The organism is Mycobacterium sp. 1164985.4 (assembly GCF_001668575.1).
Lineage (GTDB): Bacteria > Actinomycetota > Actinomycetes > Mycobacteriales > Mycobacteriaceae > Mycobacterium.
Genome location: NZ_LZMD01000061.1, coordinates 72869 through 91209 on the forward strand (window position 1 = coordinate 72869; position 18341 = coordinate 91209).

17 protein-coding genes and 1 pseudogene are annotated in these 18341 nt (G+C 67.1%); 5 read left to right on the forward strand and 13 right to left on the reverse strand.

Annotated features, from left to right (window positions below; genetic code table 11):
• Positions 1-38: 38 nt before the first annotated feature.
• Positions 39-824: pseudogene (locus tag A5650_RS27330) on the reverse strand (DUF222 domain-containing protein); the annotation flags it as partial.
• Between the two features lie 158 nt (positions 825-982).
• Between A5650_RS27330 and A5650_RS11540 the strand changes: the two are divergent.
• Genes A5650_RS11540 through A5650_RS11555 form a run of 4 tightly spaced genes read left to right on the forward strand, consistent with a single transcriptional unit; the run spans position 983 to position 2761 of the window.
• Positions 983-1267 (forward strand): YiaA/YiaB family inner membrane protein, encoded by a 285-nt coding sequence (locus tag A5650_RS11540; RefSeq protein WP_067290837.1) that lies wholly within the window; start codon positions 983-985, stop codon positions 1265-1267.
• A gap of 46 nt (positions 1268-1313) precedes the next feature.
• Entirely contained in the window at positions 1314-1634 is a 321-nt protein-coding gene (locus tag A5650_RS11545; RefSeq protein ID WP_067290841.1) for an ArsR/SmtB family transcription factor, read from the forward strand.
• Entirely contained in the window at positions 1627-2127 is a 501-nt protein-coding gene (locus tag A5650_RS11550; protein WP_067085244.1) for an SRPBCC family protein, read from the forward strand. The genes A5650_RS11545 and A5650_RS11550 overlap by 8 nt, the downstream gene beginning before the upstream one ends.
• Position 2128: 1 nt before the next feature.
• Positions 2129-2761, forward strand: coding sequence for a flavodoxin family protein (locus tag A5650_RS11555; protein ID WP_067290844.1), 633 nt, complete (start codon positions 2129-2131; stop codon positions 2759-2761).
• Here the strand turns inward: A5650_RS11555 and A5650_RS11560 are convergent.
• The 9 genes from A5650_RS11560 to A5650_RS26790 all read right to left on the reverse strand — a co-directional run bounded on the left by A5650_RS11560 (position 2727) and on the right by A5650_RS26790 (position 13761).
• Complete coding sequence (locus A5650_RS11560; RefSeq protein ID WP_156744100.1) at positions 2727-4097, reverse strand: FAD-containing oxidoreductase; 1371 nt, start codon at positions 4095-4097, stop codon at positions 2727-2729. The two genes, A5650_RS11555 and A5650_RS11560, sit on opposite strands and share 35 nt — an antisense overlap.
• 25 nt (positions 4098-4122) lie before the next feature.
• Positions 4123-4605, reverse strand: coding sequence for a DUF4126 family protein (locus A5650_RS11565; protein WP_067290850.1), 483 nt, complete (start codon positions 4603-4605; stop codon positions 4123-4125).
• Between the two features lie 67 nt (positions 4606-4672).
• The gene (hisG, locus tag A5650_RS11570) at positions 4673-5524 is read right to left on the reverse strand and encodes an ATP phosphoribosyltransferase (protein ID WP_067290853.1); all 852 of its coding nucleotides are present in this window, start codon (positions 5522-5524) and stop codon (positions 4673-4675) included.
• Positions 5525-5806, reverse strand: coding sequence for a phosphoribosyl-ATP diphosphatase (locus A5650_RS11575; RefSeq protein ID WP_067085432.1), 282 nt, complete (start codon positions 5804-5806; stop codon positions 5525-5527).
• Between the two features lie 39 nt (positions 5807-5845).
• Positions 5846-7381 carry an FAD-binding protein gene (locus A5650_RS11580; protein ID WP_067291012.1) on the reverse strand — a complete coding sequence of 512 codons (1536 nt, stop codon included), beginning with the start codon at positions 7379-7381 and terminating at the stop codon, positions 5846-5848.
• Positions 7378-8835, reverse strand: coding sequence for a sugar porter family MFS transporter (locus A5650_RS11585; RefSeq protein WP_067290857.1), 1458 nt, complete (start codon positions 8833-8835; stop codon positions 7378-7380). The genes A5650_RS11580 and A5650_RS11585 overlap by 4 nt, the downstream gene beginning before the upstream one ends.
• A gap of 57 nt (positions 8836-8892) precedes the next feature.
• Positions 8893-9576 (reverse strand): HAD family hydrolase, encoded by a 684-nt coding sequence (locus A5650_RS11590; RefSeq protein ID WP_067290861.1) that lies wholly within the window; start codon positions 9574-9576, stop codon positions 8893-8895.
• A 5-nt stretch (positions 9577-9581) separates the two neighbouring features.
• On the reverse strand, positions 9582-13331 hold the full coding sequence (gene metH / locus A5650_RS11595) for a methionine synthase (protein ID WP_067290865.1): 3750 nt from the start codon (positions 13329-13331) through the stop codon (positions 9582-9584).
• Between the two features lie 238 nt (positions 13332-13569).
• Positions 13570-13761 (reverse strand): hypothetical protein, encoded by a 192-nt coding sequence (locus A5650_RS26790; protein ID WP_156744101.1) that lies wholly within the window; start codon positions 13759-13761, stop codon positions 13570-13572.
• Between the two features lie 81 nt (positions 13762-13842).
• Here A5650_RS26790 and A5650_RS11600 point away from each other — a divergent pair, with 81 nt between their 5' ends.
• A complete protein-coding gene (locus A5650_RS11600; RefSeq protein ID WP_067290868.1) occupies positions 13843-14733 on the forward strand; it encodes a PAC2 family protein in 891 nt (296 codons plus the stop codon).
• Here A5650_RS11600 and A5650_RS11605 read toward each other — a convergent pair whose 3' ends face one another.
• Genes A5650_RS11605 through mshC form a run of 3 tightly spaced genes read right to left on the reverse strand, consistent with a single transcriptional unit; the run spans position 14734 to position 18322 of the window.
• Positions 14734-16167 carry a DUF1254 domain-containing protein gene (locus A5650_RS11605; protein ID WP_067290871.1) on the reverse strand — a complete coding sequence of 478 codons (1434 nt, stop codon included), beginning with the start codon at positions 16165-16167 and terminating at the stop codon, positions 14734-14736. It abuts the gene before it with no gap.
• Positions 16164-17042: an SDR family oxidoreductase gene (locus tag A5650_RS11610; protein ID WP_067290873.1), complete on the reverse strand. Its 879-nt coding sequence runs from the start codon at positions 17040-17042 to the stop codon at positions 16164-16166. The genes A5650_RS11605 and A5650_RS11610 overlap by 4 nt, the downstream gene beginning before the upstream one ends.
• Positions 17043-17083: 41 nt before the next feature.
• The gene (gene mshC / locus A5650_RS11615; RefSeq protein ID WP_067290876.1) at positions 17084-18322 is read right to left on the reverse strand and encodes a cysteine--1-D-myo-inosityl 2-amino-2-deoxy-alpha-D-glucopyranoside ligase; all 1239 of its coding nucleotides are present in this window, start codon (positions 18320-18322) and stop codon (positions 17084-17086) included.
• Between the last annotated feature and the right edge of the window lie 19 nt (positions 18323-18341).

An 18341-nucleotide genomic window follows, 5' to 3' on the forward strand; every position in this document is an offset into this window, starting at 1 on the left:
CCATCGAGGTATTTGTCCACCGCGCTTGCCGCCGCGGCCGGTTCGGCGATCACATAGATCGTGGTGTTCGCGGCACGCCAATCCACGCCTGCAGTCGGACATTTCGCATCGCCGCAGCGGCAGGCCAGACGCTCTCCATTGTGGCCAATCACGCCCAGCGCATCCGAGCGTCGCTGTCCTGGTGTGCGTGGGTCGTCGGAGCAGACCCCATCCGATATGCCCGATACCCGATTCTTGAGCGCCACGGCATCGGCGTTGGTCAACCGTGCGAACACCGTCGTCGTCCCCGTCTCGTCATCGGGATGACCGAATCGCACGTCGCGTCCTCGCGCCGCTGTCCGCGTCCGCCGGACCGCCGCCGGGTCGACACTGTCGACCACCTTATCGACGGTCATCTCCAGCTGCGTTGCAGTCATCGCACCGAATTCGGTGACGTTGGAAGCCAACTGATCATCGACGGTCGCCAGTGTCTGCTCGTCTTCGATCAGATGCGTGCGCCACGTCAGCGTCGTGACCACCGACGCGCTGACCGCCCCTTCGGCGAACAAGGCTGCCACAGAAGGCAACCTGTCCCGCAACTGCACAGCGATGCGCATCTGCTTGGACGCCGCTCGTTGACCCACATGCAACGCGGCCGCCACCTCGCACGCGGTGGCCGCCCACGGATCACAGACCCAGCGCTGTTGATCCTCGACAGCGGCATCCTCGCGGCGGCGCACCAACTCGGCGATCAGCGCCAGCTTGTGCGCCGCCGCCGAGGCCTCTGCGCGCCCGGCGCCCTCGATCTCGGCCACCAAGGCGGCGTCCCCAAAGCTGTCGAACATAGTTTCGATCCTGCCAGCCGAGCGTCCCGGCCAACAGGGCGTTCGCGCAATCTGTGGATGAACTCCACGTTGGGGATAGAAGCCCGAAACCGACGACAGACGGCGAATCGCGTAGTTCTACCTACCCGCCGAGCGAACCGTGACTGCACGCTGGCGACATGGACACACCGACCACCGCGCGGACGACCGCCGCCTACTTCCTCCAAGCCGCCATCGCCTTCGGCGTGAGCCTGCTCGGCATGCTCGGCGGCATTCTCTTCCTGCCGCTTGACCCGTGGCAGCGACTCTTCCTCGCCATGACCGCGCTCTTCCTGGTCACCAGTTCGTTCACTCTCGCCAAGGTGATCCGCGACCAACAGGAAGCCGCCACGATCCGGGTTCGGCTCGACGAGGCGCGGATCGAGAAGCTCATCGCCGAACACAATCCATTCACAACGACCTAAGGTATATGCATTTGCTTCTATATAGATGGAGTGCAATACTTGCCGTATGGACGTCTTCGAAGCGGTCGCCGAGCCGAGCCGCCGCGCCCTGCTCGACCAGCTCGTCGGCGGTGAACGCACCGCGGGCGAACTGGTCGCCAGCCTGCCGGAACTGACCCAGCCCACGGTTTCTCGCCACCTGCGGGTCCTTCGCGAAGTCGGCCTGGTGGAGGTCCGCCCCGACGCCCAGCGCCGCATCTACGCGTTACGCGCCGACGGACTCATGGCGATCGACGACTGGATCGCACGCTACCGAGGCATCTGGACCGACCACCTCGACGCCCTCGAGCGTCACTTGGAAGTCAAGCACGGGAGTTCCGATGAGTGACCGCAACGGACGACTGACGATCGACGGCGACCGCGCCGTCCTGACCTTCGAGCGACGGCTGCCCTTCCCGATAGAGGCGGTGTGGTCGGCCATCGCCGACCCCGAGGAACGCCGAGAATGGCTCGGCACGACGACGATCGAACCGCGCGAGGGCGGCACGATCGAAATGGTGCCCACCGGCCCACCGTTGCCGCCCGATCGGATGCGCGTTACCGGGCGCATCCTCGTCTGGGATCCCCCACACGTCCTCGAACACGAATGGCACCAACCGATCGTCGAGGACAGCACGGTCCGCTACGAGCTGACGCCCGACGGCAGCGGCACGCTGTTGCGGTTCACTCACCGCGGGCTCGGTGTGCGCAACGCCGGCGGCTTCCTCGGCGGCACCCACGCCTATCTCGATCGCCTGCAGGCTTATCTGCAGCACGAACCGCTACCGGACTGGCTGGCCAGGCGCGCGGAGATCAACAACGCACAGACAGGAGCGAATTGAGATGGTACACAACGGCTCTGATATCGCCGCTCCCGCGGTGGCCGTCGCCTACCACTCCGGATTCGGGCACACCGCCACGCTGGCCGAAGCCGTCGTCGCAGGGGCACGCGATGCGGGTGCGGCCGTCACGCCGATCGCCGTCGACCGCATCACCGACGCCGACTGGGACGTCCTGGACTCGGCCGACGGCATCATCTTCGGCACCGCCACCTACATGGGCAACGTGTCCGCGGCGTTCCAGGCTTTCACCGAGAAGACCGGACGGCGCTGTGTCACCGGCGCATGGCGCGACAAGGTGGCCGCCGGGTTCACCAACTCCGGCGGTAAGAGCGGCGACAAGCTGAACACCCTTGTCTCGCTGGCGGTGTTCGCCGCGCAGCATCACATGCACTGGGTCAGCCTCGGGCTCCCCCCGGGCTGGAATCATTCGAACGCGAGCGAGAACGACCTCAACCGGCTGGGCTTCTTCCTCGGCGCCGGCGCACAGACCGACGTCGACGCGAAGCCCGATCAGGTCCACCCCGCCGATGTCGCCACCCACCGCCACCTCGGCCACCGATTCGCCTTGGTGACACGGCAATTCATCGTCGGCCGGTCGGTCACTGCAGCGGCTTCATCTCCTGCAGCATCGTAGGCACCAACTCGCTGACCGTCGGATGGATGTGCATCGTGCGGGATATCGCGGTGTAAGGCTTCTTGGCCGTCATGATGTCGAGAATCGAGTGGATCACCTCGTCGCCACCGACACCGAGGATCGCGGCGCCGAGGATCTGCTCGGTCTCAGCGTCGACGACGACCTTCATGAACCCCTGCGTCTCCCCCTTCTCCACCGCGCGCCCGACGCGGGTCATCGGGCGCTTGCCGACCAACGCCTTTCGGCCCGACTTGCGCACCTGGTCTTCGGTCAGCCCGGCGCGGCCCAGCGGCGGGTCGATGTAGAGCGCGTAGGTGGTGATCCGGTCGCTCACGCGGCGCGGGTCGTCGTCTAGCAGGTTCGCCGCGACAATCTCGAAGTCGTTGTACGACGTGTGCGTGAACGCACCCTTGCCGTTGCAGTCCCCCATCGCCCAGATGTGCTCGACATTGGTGCGCAACTGGTCGTCGACGACGATGTAACCGCGCGCGTCGGTTTCGACACCGGCGTTCTCAAGCCCCAGATCGTCGGTGTTCGGGGCTCGGCCGACCGCGACGAGCAGATGAGTACCCGCAATCGGCGCCGCACCGTCGCTGGGGACGACCTCGAAACCGTTGTCAGTCTTGACGAATCGGATCGCGTCGGCGTTCACGACGACATCAATGCCCTCGGCCTCGAGGATGTCTTTCACCGCGGCCGAGACGTCCTCATCCTCGCGTGAGGTCAGCCGCGGCCCCTTCTCGACCACGGTGACGGCCGCCCCGAATCGGCGATACATCTGCGCGAACTCCAACGCGATATAGCTGCCGCCGATGATGACGAGATGCTCGGGGACCGTGTCCAGTTCGAGAATGCCGACATTGGTGAGGTAGTCGATGTCCGACAGTCCGGGCATATCGGGCGCCACGGCTCGACCGCCCACGTTGAGGAAGATCTTGTCACTGTGCAGCACACGGTCGTCGACGCGGATCGTGTGCGGGTCGGAGAACCGTGCGTGGCCGCGGATGAACGTGCATCCGTCCATCCCCTCGAGCCAGGACTCGACGCCCTCACGGTCGCCGTGCACGATCTTGTCCTTGCGCGCCTTGACCTTCGCCATGTCGACGCTGATATCACCTGTACTGACACCGTATTCGGCGCCGCGGCGGGCGAGATGAGCCGCATGCGCGCTGGCGACCAGGGTCTTGGTCGGGATACACCCGTAATTGACGCAGGTTCCGCCGACGAGCTTGCGCTCGATGACCGCGACCGTCTGCCCCGTCTCGGTGAGCCGCCCCGCCAACGGTGGGCCTGCCTGCCCGGCGCCGACGATGATCGCGTCGAATCGTTCTGTCACTTCAGCCAGTTCAAACGGCATCTGTTCACACCAGGCTGACCAGGAACGCGATCAGAAAACCGCCGCCCACCGCGACGATGTCCTCGACGATGGCGCCCGGACGGTCCTGACCGCTGCGCAGGTCGGCGAAACGCTGGCGTGCCGCGGCACCGGCCATCGTGCCGAGCACCGCGCCGATCATGCCGGCGCCGAGAGCGCTGAAGGTGTGAAAGTACGCGCTGCCGATCACCGCTCCGGCGAAGGCGCCCATGACGAGCCGCGTGATGAACTGCGGAGCCGTCTTGCGGCTCGGTGTGCTCGGCAACTGATCGGTGACCAACTCGACGAGCAGGAAGATGGTCAGCACCGTGACCGTGATCGGATGTGCCATCCACTCCGACCATTTCCCGTCGAGGTCGATCCACCCCAGCAGCGCGCCCCAGGAGACCACCGCGGGTGCTGTGAGCGCGCGCAGGCCGGCGATGATGCCGATCAGAAGAGCGAGAACCAGAATCAGGACGTGCGTCATAGCGACCTCCGGCCGGTGTTATCGACCTCCGGACGCTAACACGCAGGCCGGACCGTTTCGCGTCGAATCAGAAGCGGCAGAATCGGATGTCGGATGCCAGGATCGCCTTCGCGCCGATGGCGGCGAGTTCGTCCATGATCGCGTTGACGTCGCGGCGCGGCACCAGCGCGCGCACGGCCACCCACGCGGGGTCGGCGAGCGGTGCGATGGTCGGGGATTCGAGGCCGGGCGTCACCGCGGTCGCGCTCTCGAGCACGCTACGGGGGCAGTCGTAATCGAGCATCAGGTACTGCTGCCCGAACACGACGCCTTGCACACGCGCAACCAACTGGGCGCCCGTCGGGCTGTCCGGCGCACCTTCGCGCTCGATCAGCACGGCCTCGGAGTCGCAGAGGGACTCGCCGAACGCCACGAGATTGTGCAGCCCGAGCGTGCGGCCGGAGCCGACCACGTCGGCGATCGCATCGGCCACGCCGAGTTGGACGGAGATCTCCACCGCGCCGTCGAGCCGGATCACCGTCGCCTCGATGCCGTGTGCCGCCAGATCCTTGCGGACCAGGTTCGGAAACGCGGTGGCGATCCGCTTGCCCGCGAGATCCTCGACCCGCCAATCACGTCCGGCTGGAGCGGCGTACCGGAAGGTGGACGACCCGAACCCGAGCGCCAGCCGCTCGTGCACCGGCGCATCCGATTCGGCTGCCAGGTCGCGTCCGGTGATTCCGAAATCGAGCTGCCCCGAACCGACGTAGATCGCAATGTCCTTGGGCCGCAGGAAGAAGAACTCGACATTGTTGGCGGGGTCGACGACCGTGAGGTCCTTGGTGTCGGTGCGCCGCCGGTATCCGGCCTCGGAGAGGATCTCGCTCGCGGGCTCGGAAAGGGTGCCTTTGTTGGGGACGGCGACCCGAAGGGCAGGCATTCAGAGCTTCCTGTAGACGTCGTCGAGGGTGAGGCCGCGAGAGAGCATCAGCACCTGGGTCCAGTACAGGAGCTGGCTGATCTCCTCGGCGAGCGACTCATCGCTTTCGTGTTCGGCCGCGAGCCACACCTCACCGGCCTCTTCGAGGATCTTCTTACCGATGCCGTGCACGCCTCCGTCCAGCGCGGCGACGGTTCCGCTACCGGCGGGGCGGGTACGGGCGCGTTCGCTGAGCTCAGCGAACAGGGCATCGAAGGTCTTCACGGCACGCGATTGTTTCACGGTCACACCCGCCGGGTCACGCCGGTTTGCCCGCCGCCCTCATCTGCGTGCCATGTGCAGCGCAGCGCGGTGGCTGAACAACAGCGACGCCCCGATCGGATTGCCCCCTCCCGGGTAGGTCTCCCCGGAGACGGCCGCCATCGTGTTGCCCGCCGCGTACAGGCCGGGAATCGGCTGTCCGGAGGTGTCCAGCACGCGGGCGTCGGTGTCGGTGCGCAGCCCGCCTTTGGTGCCGAGGTCGGAGACGCCGAACGCCGCCGCGCGGTAGGGCGGGGTGTCGATCGGCACCAGCGGCGACGCGCCACCGGTGAAGGCCCGGTCGAACGATTCGCCGCCGCGGCCGAAGTCGTCGTCGACGCCGCGCGCCGCGAACTCGTTGAAGCGGCGCACCGTTTCCTCCAAATGCGTTGCCGGCACGCCGATCTGCCCGGCGAGCGCCGCCAGCGTATCGGCCTGCACCCACAGGCCCTTCGAGACGTACTGCTCCGTCGGCGAAAACGACACGTTGGTGGCCATGACGGGCGGCTGCTCGCCCGCCCGGCTGTCGTAGACCATCCAATACGGCGATGCGACCGTCCCGTCGCGCATCGCGTTCAGGATCGCTCGGCCCAGGCGGTCGTAGGCCGTCGACTCGTTGACGAACCGCCGACCCGACCGGTCGACGAAGATTCCGCCGGTGAAGCACAGCGCGAACGCGGCGCGGCCGTCGGGATGGATCAACCCCGGCGACCACCATGCCTGATCCATCAGGTCGGTATCGGCCCCCACGGCGATCGCCGCCCGATGCGCCAAGCCGATGTTGGCCGGGGCGCCCATGGTGTCTCGGGCATACCCGGGGACGCCGAATTCGGCCCGCATCTCGGCGTCCTGTTCGAAGCCGCCCGTGGCAAGCAGCACACCACGTCGTGCCCCGATCGTGCGGCGCACACCGTCGCGCTCCATCACCGCACCGACGATGCGACCACCGTCGACGACCAGCTCGACCAAGCTGGTGGACGTGTGCGCGGTGACGGCGGGGTTGTCGGCCATCGCCCACAGGAACCGTCCGACCAGCGCACGCCCGCCGGTGAGCAGGTCGGGCTGCGGCACCCCGAGGCGCTCGTGGTCGAGCGGCCCACGCACCAGGCCCGCGAACCGGCCTAGGCGTTCGTCGGGCACCGCCTTGGAGACGATGTGGCGCATGCCGTCGGTGCGGGCCCCGGCGACGGAACTGTAGTAGTCCGGCCACGGCAGGATCTTGAACGCGAAGTACTCGTCGCGTTCGAGGTATTCGATCAGCTCCGCGCCGCCGCGGACGTAGGTCTCTTGAAGTGACGCTGGTGTGCGATCGCCGACGACCTCGCGGTAGTAGCGCAGCGCGTCCTCGATGGTGTCGTCGCATCCGGCACGTTGCAACACGGGATTGCACGGATACCACATCCCGCCACCGCCGGAGTATGCGAACGTGCCGCCGAACCGGTCGGTTGCCTCCACGATGGCAACCGAAAGTCCTTCCCGGGCAGCGGTATAGGCCCCGGCCAGCGCCCCAGCGGAGCCGGCGACCAGAACCTCGACCGACTCGTCGATGCCGGTCAGACGCTTTCCTCCTGTTGCGCGCTCTCGTTGCCCATGTCCTCGAGGTGTTTGCCCTTGGTCTCGGCGACGAACTTCCACACGAAGAAGAAGGACAGCACCGCGCAGAGCGCGTAGAAGCCGTACGCGACACCGAGCGAGAAGTCACCGAGGGCCGGGAAGGACGCCGTGATCGCGCAATTCGCCAGCCACTGCGCCGCGGCGGCCAGTCCGAGCGCGGCACCGCGAATTCGGTTGGGGAACATCTCACCGAGCAGCACCCAGACGACCGGTCCCCACGACATACCGAACGAGACCACGAACAGGTTCGCCGCCACCAGCGCGATCGGACCTGCGGCGCCGCTCAGGTCGGGCTGACCGTCGACCACCGGAGCCGTGCCGAAGATGATCGCCATCGTGCCGAGGGTGACCGCCATGCCCGTCGACCCGATCAACAGCAACGGCTTGCGCCCGACCTTGTCGATCAGCGCGATCGCGATCAGCGTGGTGACGATGTTCGTCACCGAAGTGATCACGGTGATGATGAACGCCTGGCCCTCGCCGAACCCGACGGCCTCCCACAGCACGTTCGAGTAGTAGAAGATCACGTTGATGCCGACGAATTGCTGGAACACCGACAGCAACACGCCCACCCAGACGATGCCGTAGAGCCCACCGGTGGGTTTGCGAAGGTCGCGCCACGACGGCGGCTTCTCCGATTTCACCGATTCCTTGATGCGCGAGATCGTGAGCTCGAGGTTCTTCTCCCCCAGCAACTTTGTCAGCACTCGTCGGGCTTCCGGAATCCGGTATGTGGCAACGAGATAACGCGGCGATTCGGGGATTGTGAATGCCAGCCCGCCGTAAACCACTGCGGGCACCGCCATCACGAGGAACATCCAGCGCCAGGCGGGCAACCCCAACCAGAGTTCCTCGCGCGATCCGCCCGCGATGTGGGCCAGCAGGGCGTCGATGGCCAGCGACACGAAGATGCCGGTGACGATCGCGAGCTGCTGCAGCGAGCCCAACCGCCCGCGGATCCGTGGCGGTGAGGTCTCGGCGATGTAGGCCGGCGCGATGACCGATGCCACGCCCACGCCGAGACCACCGACCACGCGGAACAGCCCGAACATCCAGACGTTCGCCGCCAGGCCGGTGCCGAAGGCACTGATCAGAAACAGCAGCGCGGCGATCTTCATCACCGACAGCCTGCCGATCTTGTCGGCGAGTCGGCCCGCGACGACCGCACCCAACGCCGCACCGATCAGCGCCGCGGCGACGGCGGCACCGGTCACCGCCTTGGCGGTCTGGAAGTGATCCTCGACGGCGGACACGGCACCGTTGATGACCGCGCTGTCGTAACCGAACAGCAGGCCACCCAGTGCCGCCACGGACGCGATGAGGACGACGCGGCCGCTGTGCTCGGATTCCTCGTAGTCCACACCTGTCGAAGGATCACCGGCGGGTCCGTGCGTCATGTGAGACCTTTCCCCAGCGTCGCGTGATGGACGTCACATTCAATCACAGACCGGTGGTCAGGCGGTGCGTTCCCCGGGCGTCGTCATCAGTTCGGAATGGACGCGCCGTAGGTCTGCGGCGCGCATCCCGGCGAGCGAGGAAATCTGTCGGCGCCGCGGGCCGGTGGGCACCGCTACGTCGTTGGGTACCACCAGCACCGGGCATCCGGCGCCCTCGGCGGCGGCCGTGCCGGTGACCGAGTCTTCGATGGCCAGGCACGCACCCGGATCGAGACCCAGTAGCGCCGCCGCGCGCTCGTAGACGTCGGGCGCGGGTTTGCCGCGGGCCACCTCGTCACCGCACACTGTCACCGAGAAGTAATGTGCGCCAACACTGTTCAACGCGCGATCGGTCAACGCGCGCAGTGTGTTGGTGACCAAAGCCATCGGGACTTCCTGCGCGGCAAGCTCTTCCAGCAACTCCTGCGCCCCCTCGCACCACGGCAGGCCTTCGTCGAACAACCCGGCCGTGTAATCGTGCAGCCACCGGCTCGATTCGGCCATGGCGCGCGGATCCGGATCGAGGCCGAGGTCGGTGTACACGGTGGCGATGGTGTCCTCGGCCGAACCACCGACCATCGATTCGCGCACCTGTGGAGTCAGCTCACCGCCCAGTTCGGTGTAGAGCGCCGCAAGCGAGATGTCCCACAGCTTTTCGGAATCGACGAGGGTGCCGTCCATATCGAACAGAACGGCTCTCATGGTGCTCAATCCTCGGGGTTGTAGCCGAGGTTAGAGGACAGCCAGCGCTCGGCCTCCTTCAGCGTCCAGCCCTTGCGCTTCGCATAGTCGGCGACCTGATCCTGCGCGAGCCGGCCGACCACGAAGTACTGGGACTGCGGATGCGAGAAGTACAGGCCGCTGACGGCGGCGCCGGGCCACATCGCCATCGACTCGGTCAGCTCGATGCCGGTGCGCTCCTTGACGTCCATCAGCTCCCAGATCGTCACCTTCTCGGTGTGCTCCGGGCACGCCGGATAGCCGGGCGCGGGGCGGATTCCGACGTACTTCTCTTCGATGAGCGCCTCGTTGTCGAGCTGCTCGTCGGGCTGGTAACCCCAGAACTCCGTGCGGACCCGCTGGTGCAGCCGTTCGGCGAACGCCTCGGCCAGCCGGTCGGCGAGCGACTCCAGCAGGATCGCGCTGTAGTCGTCGTGCGCCGCCTTGAACTCGGCGATCCTCTCGGCGCTGCCGAGCCCCGCGGTCACGGCGAAAGTGCCGATGTAGTCCGCCAGCCCGGTGTCCTTGGGCGCGATGAAGTCGCCGAGAGACCGGTTCGGAATGCCCTCGCGGTGCTCGCCCTGCTGACGCAGGTTGTGCAGGGTCGTGAGCACCTCGCCACGCGTGTCGTCGGTGTAGACCTCGACGTCGTCGCCGACCGCGTTGGCCGGGTAGAAGCCGATCACGCCGTTGGCCGTGAGCCACTTCTCCTTGATGACGGTGTCGAGCATCTCTTGGGCGTCGTCGAACAGCTTGCGCGCGGCCTCACCCGAAGCCGGGTTGTTCAGGATGTCCGGGAAGCGGCCCTTCATCTCCCAGGCGTTGAAAAACGGCTGCCAATCGATGAATTCGCGTAACTCGGCGAGATCGTAATCGAGGAACTCCCGCACGCCGAGGCCCTGGGCGGGCACGGGCGGCGTGTAGCCGTCCCAATCGATCGGGGTGCGGTTCGCGCGGGCCTTCTCCAGCGTCACCGTGGGCCGCTCGTTTTTCTGGGCGTGCCGTTCCCGCAGCGATGCGTAGTCCTTCTCGGTCGCCTCCAGCAGCGCCGGGCGCTGCTTGTCGTCGAGCAGTGCGGCCGCGACCGGCACCGAACGTGACGCGTCCTTGACCCAGACCACCGGACCGCTGCGGCGCGGCGCCACCTTGACCGCGGTATGCGCGCGTGACGTGGTCGCGCCGCCGATCAGCAGCGGGATCTCGAGCCCTTCGCGTTCCATCTCGACGGCGAAGTTGACCATCTCGTCCAGCGACGGGGTGATCAGGCCGGACAGCCCGATGATATCGGCGTCGTGCTCCTTGGCTGCGTCCAGGATCTTCTGGGCCGGCACCATCACGCCGAGGTCGATCACTTCGAAGTTGTTGCACTGCAACACAACTCCGACGATGTTCTTGCCGATGTCGTGGACGTCGCCCTTGACGGTCGCCATCACGATCGTGCCGTTGGTGTCTTTTGAGCCGGTTGTCCCGGCCTCCACCTTCTCCGCCTCGATGTAGGGCAGCAGGTAGGCGACGGCCTTCTTCATCACGCGCGCCGACTTCACGACCTGGGGCAGGAACATCTTGCCCGAGCCGAACAGGTCGCCGACGACGTTCATGCCGTCCATCAGCGGTCCCTCGATCACCTCGATCGGACGCCCACCCGCGGCGGCGATCTCGGCCCGCAATTCCTCGGTGTCGTCGTCGACATGCGCGTCAATGCCCTTCACCAGGGCGTGCGTGATCCGCTCGCGCACCGGCAGGCTGCGCCACTCGGCCTCCGCGGGGTCCTCGCCCTTCTCCGTGGTGTTGAACCGCTCAGCGATCTCGAGCAGACGTTCGGCCGCGTCCTCACGGCGGTTCAGCACGACGTCCTCGATGCGATCCCGCAACTCCGGATCGATCGAGTCGTAGGGCACCAGGGCACCCGCGTTGACGATGCCCATGTCCAGGCCGGCCTTGATGGCGTGGAACAAGAACACCGCGTGGATCGCCTCGCGCACAGGGTTGTTGCCGCGGAACGAGAACGACACGTTGGAGATGCCGCCGGAGAGGTGCACCCCGGGGAGGTTCTCCTTGATCCAGGCGCACGCCTCGATGAAGTCGATGCCGTAGGTCGCGTGCTCTTCGATGCCGGTGGCCAGCGCGAAGCAGTTCGGGTCGAAGATGATGTCCTCGGCCGGGAAGCCGACCTCCTCGGTCAGGATCCGGTAGGCGCGCCCGCAGATCTGCTTGCGACGCTCCAGGTTGTCGGCCTGGCCCTGCTCGTCGAACGCCATCACGACGACGGCGGCGCCGTACTTGCGGCACAGCCGCGCCTCACGGACGAACTTCTCCTCGCCCTCCTTCAGGGAGATCGAGTTGACGATCGGCTTGCCCTGCACGTTCTTCAGGCCCGCCTCGATGACCTCCCACTTGGAGGAGTCGATCATCACCGGCACGCGGCTGATGTCGGGCTCGGCCGCGATCAGCCGGGTGAACCGGTCCATCGCGGCGACGCCGTCGATCATGCCCTCGTCCATGTTGATGTCGATGACCTGCGCACCGACCTCGACCTGCTGCAGGGCCACCGACAGCGCGGTGTCGTAATCCTCGGCCTTGATCAGGTTGCGGAACCGGGCCGAGCCGGTGATGTTGGTGCGCTCACCGATGTTCACGAACAGGGAGTTGTCGTCGATGTTCAGCGGCTCCAGGCCCGCCAGCCGGGTGGCCACCGGGATGTCCGGCACCTGGCGCGGTGCCTTCCCCTCGACGGCCTTGGCGATTTTGGCGATGTGCGCCGGCGTCGTACCGCAGCACCCACCGACCATGTTGACGAAGCCCGCGTCGGCGAAGTCGGCGACGTACCCGGCCTGGCTGTCGGGTGTTTCGTCGTACTCGGCGAACGCGTTGGGCAGGCCGGCATTCGGGTAGCAGGAGACGAACGTGTCGGCGATGCGCGAGATCTCGGCGATATACGGCCTCATCTCGGGTGCACCCAGCGCGCAGTTCAGGCCGACCGCCAGCGGCTTGGCGTGCCGGATCGAGTTCCAGAACGCCTCGGTGACCTGGCCGGACAGCGTTCGTCCCGACGCGTCGGTGATGGTGCCCGAGATGATCACCGGCCAGCGGCGTCCGCGCTCCTCGAACAGCGTCTCGATGGCGAACACCGCGGCCTTGGCGTTCAGCGTGTCGAAGATCGTCTCCACCAGGATGATGTCGGCACCGCCGTCGACCAGGCCGTTGGCGGCCTCGAGGTAGGCCGCGACCAGCTGGTCGTAGGTGACGTTGCGGGCTCCGGGGTTGTTGACGTCCGGGGAGATCGACGCTGTCCGCGTCGTCGGCCCGAGCGCGCCGGCGACGTAGCGCGGCTTGTCGGCGGTGCCGACCTCGTCGCAGGCCGCACGGGCCAGGGCTGCGCCCGCGTGATTCAACTCGTAGGCGAACTCCTCCATACCGTAATCGGAGAGCGAGATCGCATTCGCGTTGAACGTGTTGGTCTCGATGATGTCGGCGCCGGCGTCGAGGTACTCACGGTGGATCGCCTCGATGATCTGCGGCTGGGTGAGGTTGAGCAGGTCGTTGTTGCCCTGGACGTCGCTCGGCCAATCCTTGAAGCGCTCGCCGCGGTATCCGGCCTCGTTGGGCCGGTCCCGCTGGATCGCCGTGCCCATCGCGCCGTCGATCACCAGGATGCGCTGCCGCAGTGCTGCCGTCAGTTCGTCGGTGCAGTCTGGGCGGAGGTTCTGCGCGAAGGTGTTGGGCTCAACGGCGTTCATATGCGCTCCTTCCGGTGAGGAAGGCGTCCTTGCTTTCTGCCGAGCGTGGCGGCTACCGAGTGGGAACAGAGTTCCTCGGGTAACCGTTGCAACGCCTCTCGACCAGGAAAGTCTACGTTGTCATCCGATCGACGTGTGGACGCCCATCTCGTCGCGGCGATCGGCCTGACCCGCCCGGCGAAACGCGACATTGAGTCAGCGCTGGCGGGTCCTGTCGGCAAAGTCGTCGACACCTTGGTCAACCAACGTGCAGCCGAACGTATTTCGCCCCGGTGACGTCGGAACATACATCGTTCGACAGCTCGACGGCGCCGACGAAGCAACCGTCTGCAGCAGGCCGGGTACGCATCGCGCCGGCACCGATCATGACCCGCGCCGTACAGGCGTCGAGCAAAGCGGTGTTGCCCACGACAGCGTCTACGCCAGCCACGGATCCAGGGTAGTCGGCGGATCAAATCGGCTCGTGTGGCGATGGCGCTCCTACCCGCCCCGAAGGGCTTACGCTGGCTTCGTGACCTTGTCGGATGCGAGCGGTTTCAAACCGCCCGACCTGCCCGAATTGACCGAGACCATCGTCGTCGCGGCCTTCGAAGGCTGGAACGACGCGGGTGATGCGGCCAGCGATGCGGTGGAGCACCTCGACGCCATCTGGGAGGCCGAGACCATTGTCGAGATCGACGACGAGGCCTACTACGACTACCAGGTGAACCGGCCCGTGATCAGGCAGGTCGACGGGGTCACACGAGAGCTGGTCTGGCCGTCGATGCGGATCTCGCACTGCCGCCCGCCCGGATCGGACCGCGACATCGTGCTGATGCACGGCGTCGAGCCCAATATGCGCTGGCGAACCTTCTGCTCGGAGCTCTTGGCCATTGCCGACAAGCTCAACGTGCAGACCGTCGTCATCCTCGGCGCGCTGCTGGCCGACACGCCGCATACGCGGCCGGTCCCGGTGTCGGGGGCGGCCTATTCGTCGGACTCCGCGAAGGTCTTCGGGCTGGAGGAGACGCGGTACGAGGGTCCGACCGGCATCGCGGGCGTGTTCCAAGACGCGTGCGTGCAGGCCGGTATCCCCGCGGTGACGTTCTGGGCCGCGGTCCCCCACTACGTCTCCCAGCCGCCGAATCCGAAGGCAACGGTGGCGCTGCTGCGGCGCGTCGAGGACGTGCTCGACATCGAGGTGCCGCTGGCCGACCTGCCGACCGCCGCCGAGGAGTGGGAACAGGCGGTGTCGGAGATGACGTCCGAGGACGACGAGATCGCCGAGTACGTGCAGTCGCTCGAGGAACGCGGCGACGCCGAGGTCGACATGACCGAGGCGCTCGGCAAGATCGACGGCGACGCGCTGGCCGCGGAGTTCGAGCGCTATCTGCGCCGGCGCGGCCCCGGCTTCCGGGGATAGCTATGCCTTGACGGCTTGCGGCGGCTTCCAAGTGCCGTTGAGCGCGTCGGGCTTGGGCCAGTACAGCCGCATGATCATCTGGAACGGCCCCTTCGGGGCGGGCAACCAATTGGCCTCCTTGCCGGGGCCGGGCGAGGAGTTCTGCACGTAGACCGTGTAGCCGCCGTCGGGGTCGGGTACCAGGCTGGTCAGCATCGGCGAGTTGATCAGATACCGCTGAATCGGGTTGTCGACGAGCAGGCTCTGCGGCATCTCGTACATCGTCAGTGACCAGAACGCATTGACCGGCGGCAACTGACCCGATGGGAGTTTGACGACGTAGTTGTTGGCGCCCGTCAGCGGGGCGCCGGTCGAATCGGTGGCGATGCCCGGGTACAGCGCCTCGGCGGCGGTGTTGCCGAAGATCCCGAACACCGCGCCGGCCATCCGGTACAGGTAGTTGCCCTTCAGATCCGCGGCGGTGCCGAAGAACTGCGCCGAACCGATCTCACCCGTCTCGATCTTGTCCTTCTTCAGCTTGTCCAGCTCGGCCCATGCGTCGGCCATACCGCCCTCGACGGCGGCCCGCATCTCGGGCGAGAGCTTGTCGGCCTCGAAGTCCCCTTCGGGCCCAATTCCGAGCTTGGCGAACCGCGCGCGGAGCTCTCGCTCCTCGGGCAGCGTGGGGGCGGTCCGCAACGTGACGCCCAGGATCTCGAAGAACTGCGGCGACGTCCGCTGCTGGTCCGGAGTCAATGGCGGCACGAAGTCGATCGGCGGGGCCGGCGCGGGCGCCGGCCGGTTCAGATACACCGACAGCGGAGTCACCTGATAGCCGGCCTGAATCCGCTTGACGTTCTCGAGATCCGGCGGGCCGAACAACTGCGTGCGGTAGATCACCGACGCGAGGTCCGTATCGAAGCGAATCACCTCGTCGATCCCCTCGGGCTTGTCACCCGTCCAGTTCGGGCCCGCCACCAGGTACTTGCCGCCGCCGTTGCCCGTGGTGCGGCTGCCGACATAGGCGACGTTGTACGTGTAGCCGTCGATGAACTGCAGCGAGTAGTACCGGTCCTGTTCGACCGGCGGGACCGTCAGCACCAACGGCTCGGAGCGCAGATCCAGCCCCAGCATCGAGTACGGCGTATCGGCGTTCGGTGTCTGCACCGCCGTGTCCTCGGGCGTGTAAAGCCTTGCCTCGTTGTGGATTTCGTTGAAGCCGCCCTTGTACTCCGGACTCTGCTTGTTGACGAAGTACGCATACCGGATCCGGTAGCTGTCGACCAGCGGGAAGCCGTAGATGTAGGCCTCCCTGGCGATCGCCCTGGCCTGCTCGGGGCTCACCGCCGCATCACTGGGGGGCGGCGGCGCAGGTGTCGCGGTCTCCTTCGAATCGGTTGAGCCGCACGCGGCCAGCAGTGTGGCCGTTACCAGCACCGCGATCCGTCGGATCAACGCTGTTCCAGCGCTTCGGTGCGCGCGCTCATCGAGCGGCCCAGCGCCGCGACCTCGGCGTCCATCTTCGGCAGCAGTTCGGGTACCGACCTGAGCGAGGCGCGCTCCCCCAGCCGCGACGACAACAGCGGCTTGAGCCAGCGCATGAGGCCGACGAAGCGGGGGCAGTTGATCTGCCGCTTGCGCTCCTCGATGCCCTTGACGAACAACTCCCCGCACTCGCGCACCGACGTGGTCCTACCCAGCGGCCCCGGCAGGCCGTCGAGCATCGCGCGGGCGCTCGGCAGGTCCGACCGGCTCTCCTGCACCAGCGGGGTGTCGATCCAGAGCATGTGCGCCGACCCCACGTCGACGCCGCGGTGCGCCACCTCGAGGCGCAACGCGTTGGCGAAGTGCTCCACCGCCGCCTTGGACGCGTCGTAGGGGGCCATGCCGGCCGAGGCCGCATAGGCGGCCGCCGAGGACACGATCAGCACATAACCGCGGCGCTCGATCACCGATGGCAGCGCCGCGCGCACCGTATGGAAGACGCCCACGACGTTGACGTCGATCAGCGTGCGGAACGCCATCGGGTCGACCTGCAGCACCGACCCGTACGTCGCGATGCCCGCGTTGGCCATCACGATGTCGATGCCGCCGAACCGCTCCGCACCCTTGGCGACGGCGGACTCCATCGCGGCCAGATCCCGCACGTCGGCGACGGCGGTGACCACACCCTCGTTGCCGAACCGCGCGGCGACCTCATCCAGACGTTTCCCGTCCAGGTCGGTCAGCACCAACTTCGCGCCCTTACCGTGCAGGCGGCTGGCGACCTCTTCGCCGATGCCGTTCGCCCCGCCGGTGATGAGGACGACTTTGCCGTTCACAGAAACCATGGGCGACAACGTACCCCGCCCGGTGGGACCACCGCGATGTTCTACAGCCGAATGCCCAGCAGCGCGTCGACGACGGCCGCCACCGTGTGCCCGGCCTCGGGATCATGCCCGCCGTAGGTGAGCGCGTCGGTGGTCCAACCATCCAGCGCGGCAAGCGCTTTGGGGGTATCAAGATCGTCGGCGAGGTACCGGCGGACGCGGCTCACCACGTCGCTCGCATTGGGCGCGGCGGGCAGCGCCACCGCGGTACGCCAGCGGCCCAGCCGCTCGACCGCCTCGGCGAGCACCGCGTCGCTCCAGTACCGATCGGCGCGGTAGTGCCCGGCGAACAGCCCCAGCCGGATCGCGGCGGGGTCGACGCCCTCGGCGCGCAGGCGCGAGACCAGCACCAGGTTCCCGCGGCTCTTGCTCATCTTGTGGCCGTCCCAGCCGATCATCCCGGCGTGGACGTAGTGACGCGCGAATCTCCGCTCGCCCGTAACGGATTCGGCGTGGGCGGCCGAGAACTCGTGGTGCGGGAAGATCAGGTCACTGCCGCCGCCCTGGATGTCGAGGTCGGTGCCGATGCGGCTCAACGCGATCGCGGCGCATTCCACGTGCCACCCGGGCCTCCCCGGCCCGAACGGCGACGGCCAGCTCGGCTCCCCCGGCCGCTGCGCACGCCACAACAGCGCGTCGAGTTCGTCGCCCTTGCCGGGTCGGTCGGGGTCGCCGCCGCGTTCGGCGAACAGCCGGCGCATGGTGTCGCGGTCGTATCCGGACTCGTAGCCGAACTGGGTGGTGGCGTCGGCGCGGAAGTACACGTCGGGGTACTCGGCGTCCTCGACGACGTAGGCCGCACCGGATGCCAGCAGCTTCTCGACGACCTCGATGACCTCGGCGATGGCCTCGGTCGCGGCGACGTAGTCGTGCGGCGGCAACACCCGCAGCGCCGCCATGTCCTCACGGAACAGCTCGGTCTCGCGGTCGGCCAGTTCGCGCCAGTCGACACCGTCGCGTTGCGCGCGTTCGAACAGCGGGTCGTCGACGTCGGTGATGTTCTGCACGTAGCGCACCTGGTGGCCCGCATCCAGCCAGACGCGATGCACGAGGTCGAACGTCAGGTAGGTCGCGGCGTGGCCGAGGTGCGTCGCGTCGTAGGGCGTGATTCCGCAGACGTACATCGTGGCGGTCTTGCCTGCGCCGACGGGCCGGACCTGTCGGTCGGCGCTGTCGTAGAGACGTAGCTGGGGTCCGCGACCCGGCAGCGCCGGGACGACGGGAGCCGGCCACGAATTCATAGTCTCGACTTTAGGCATC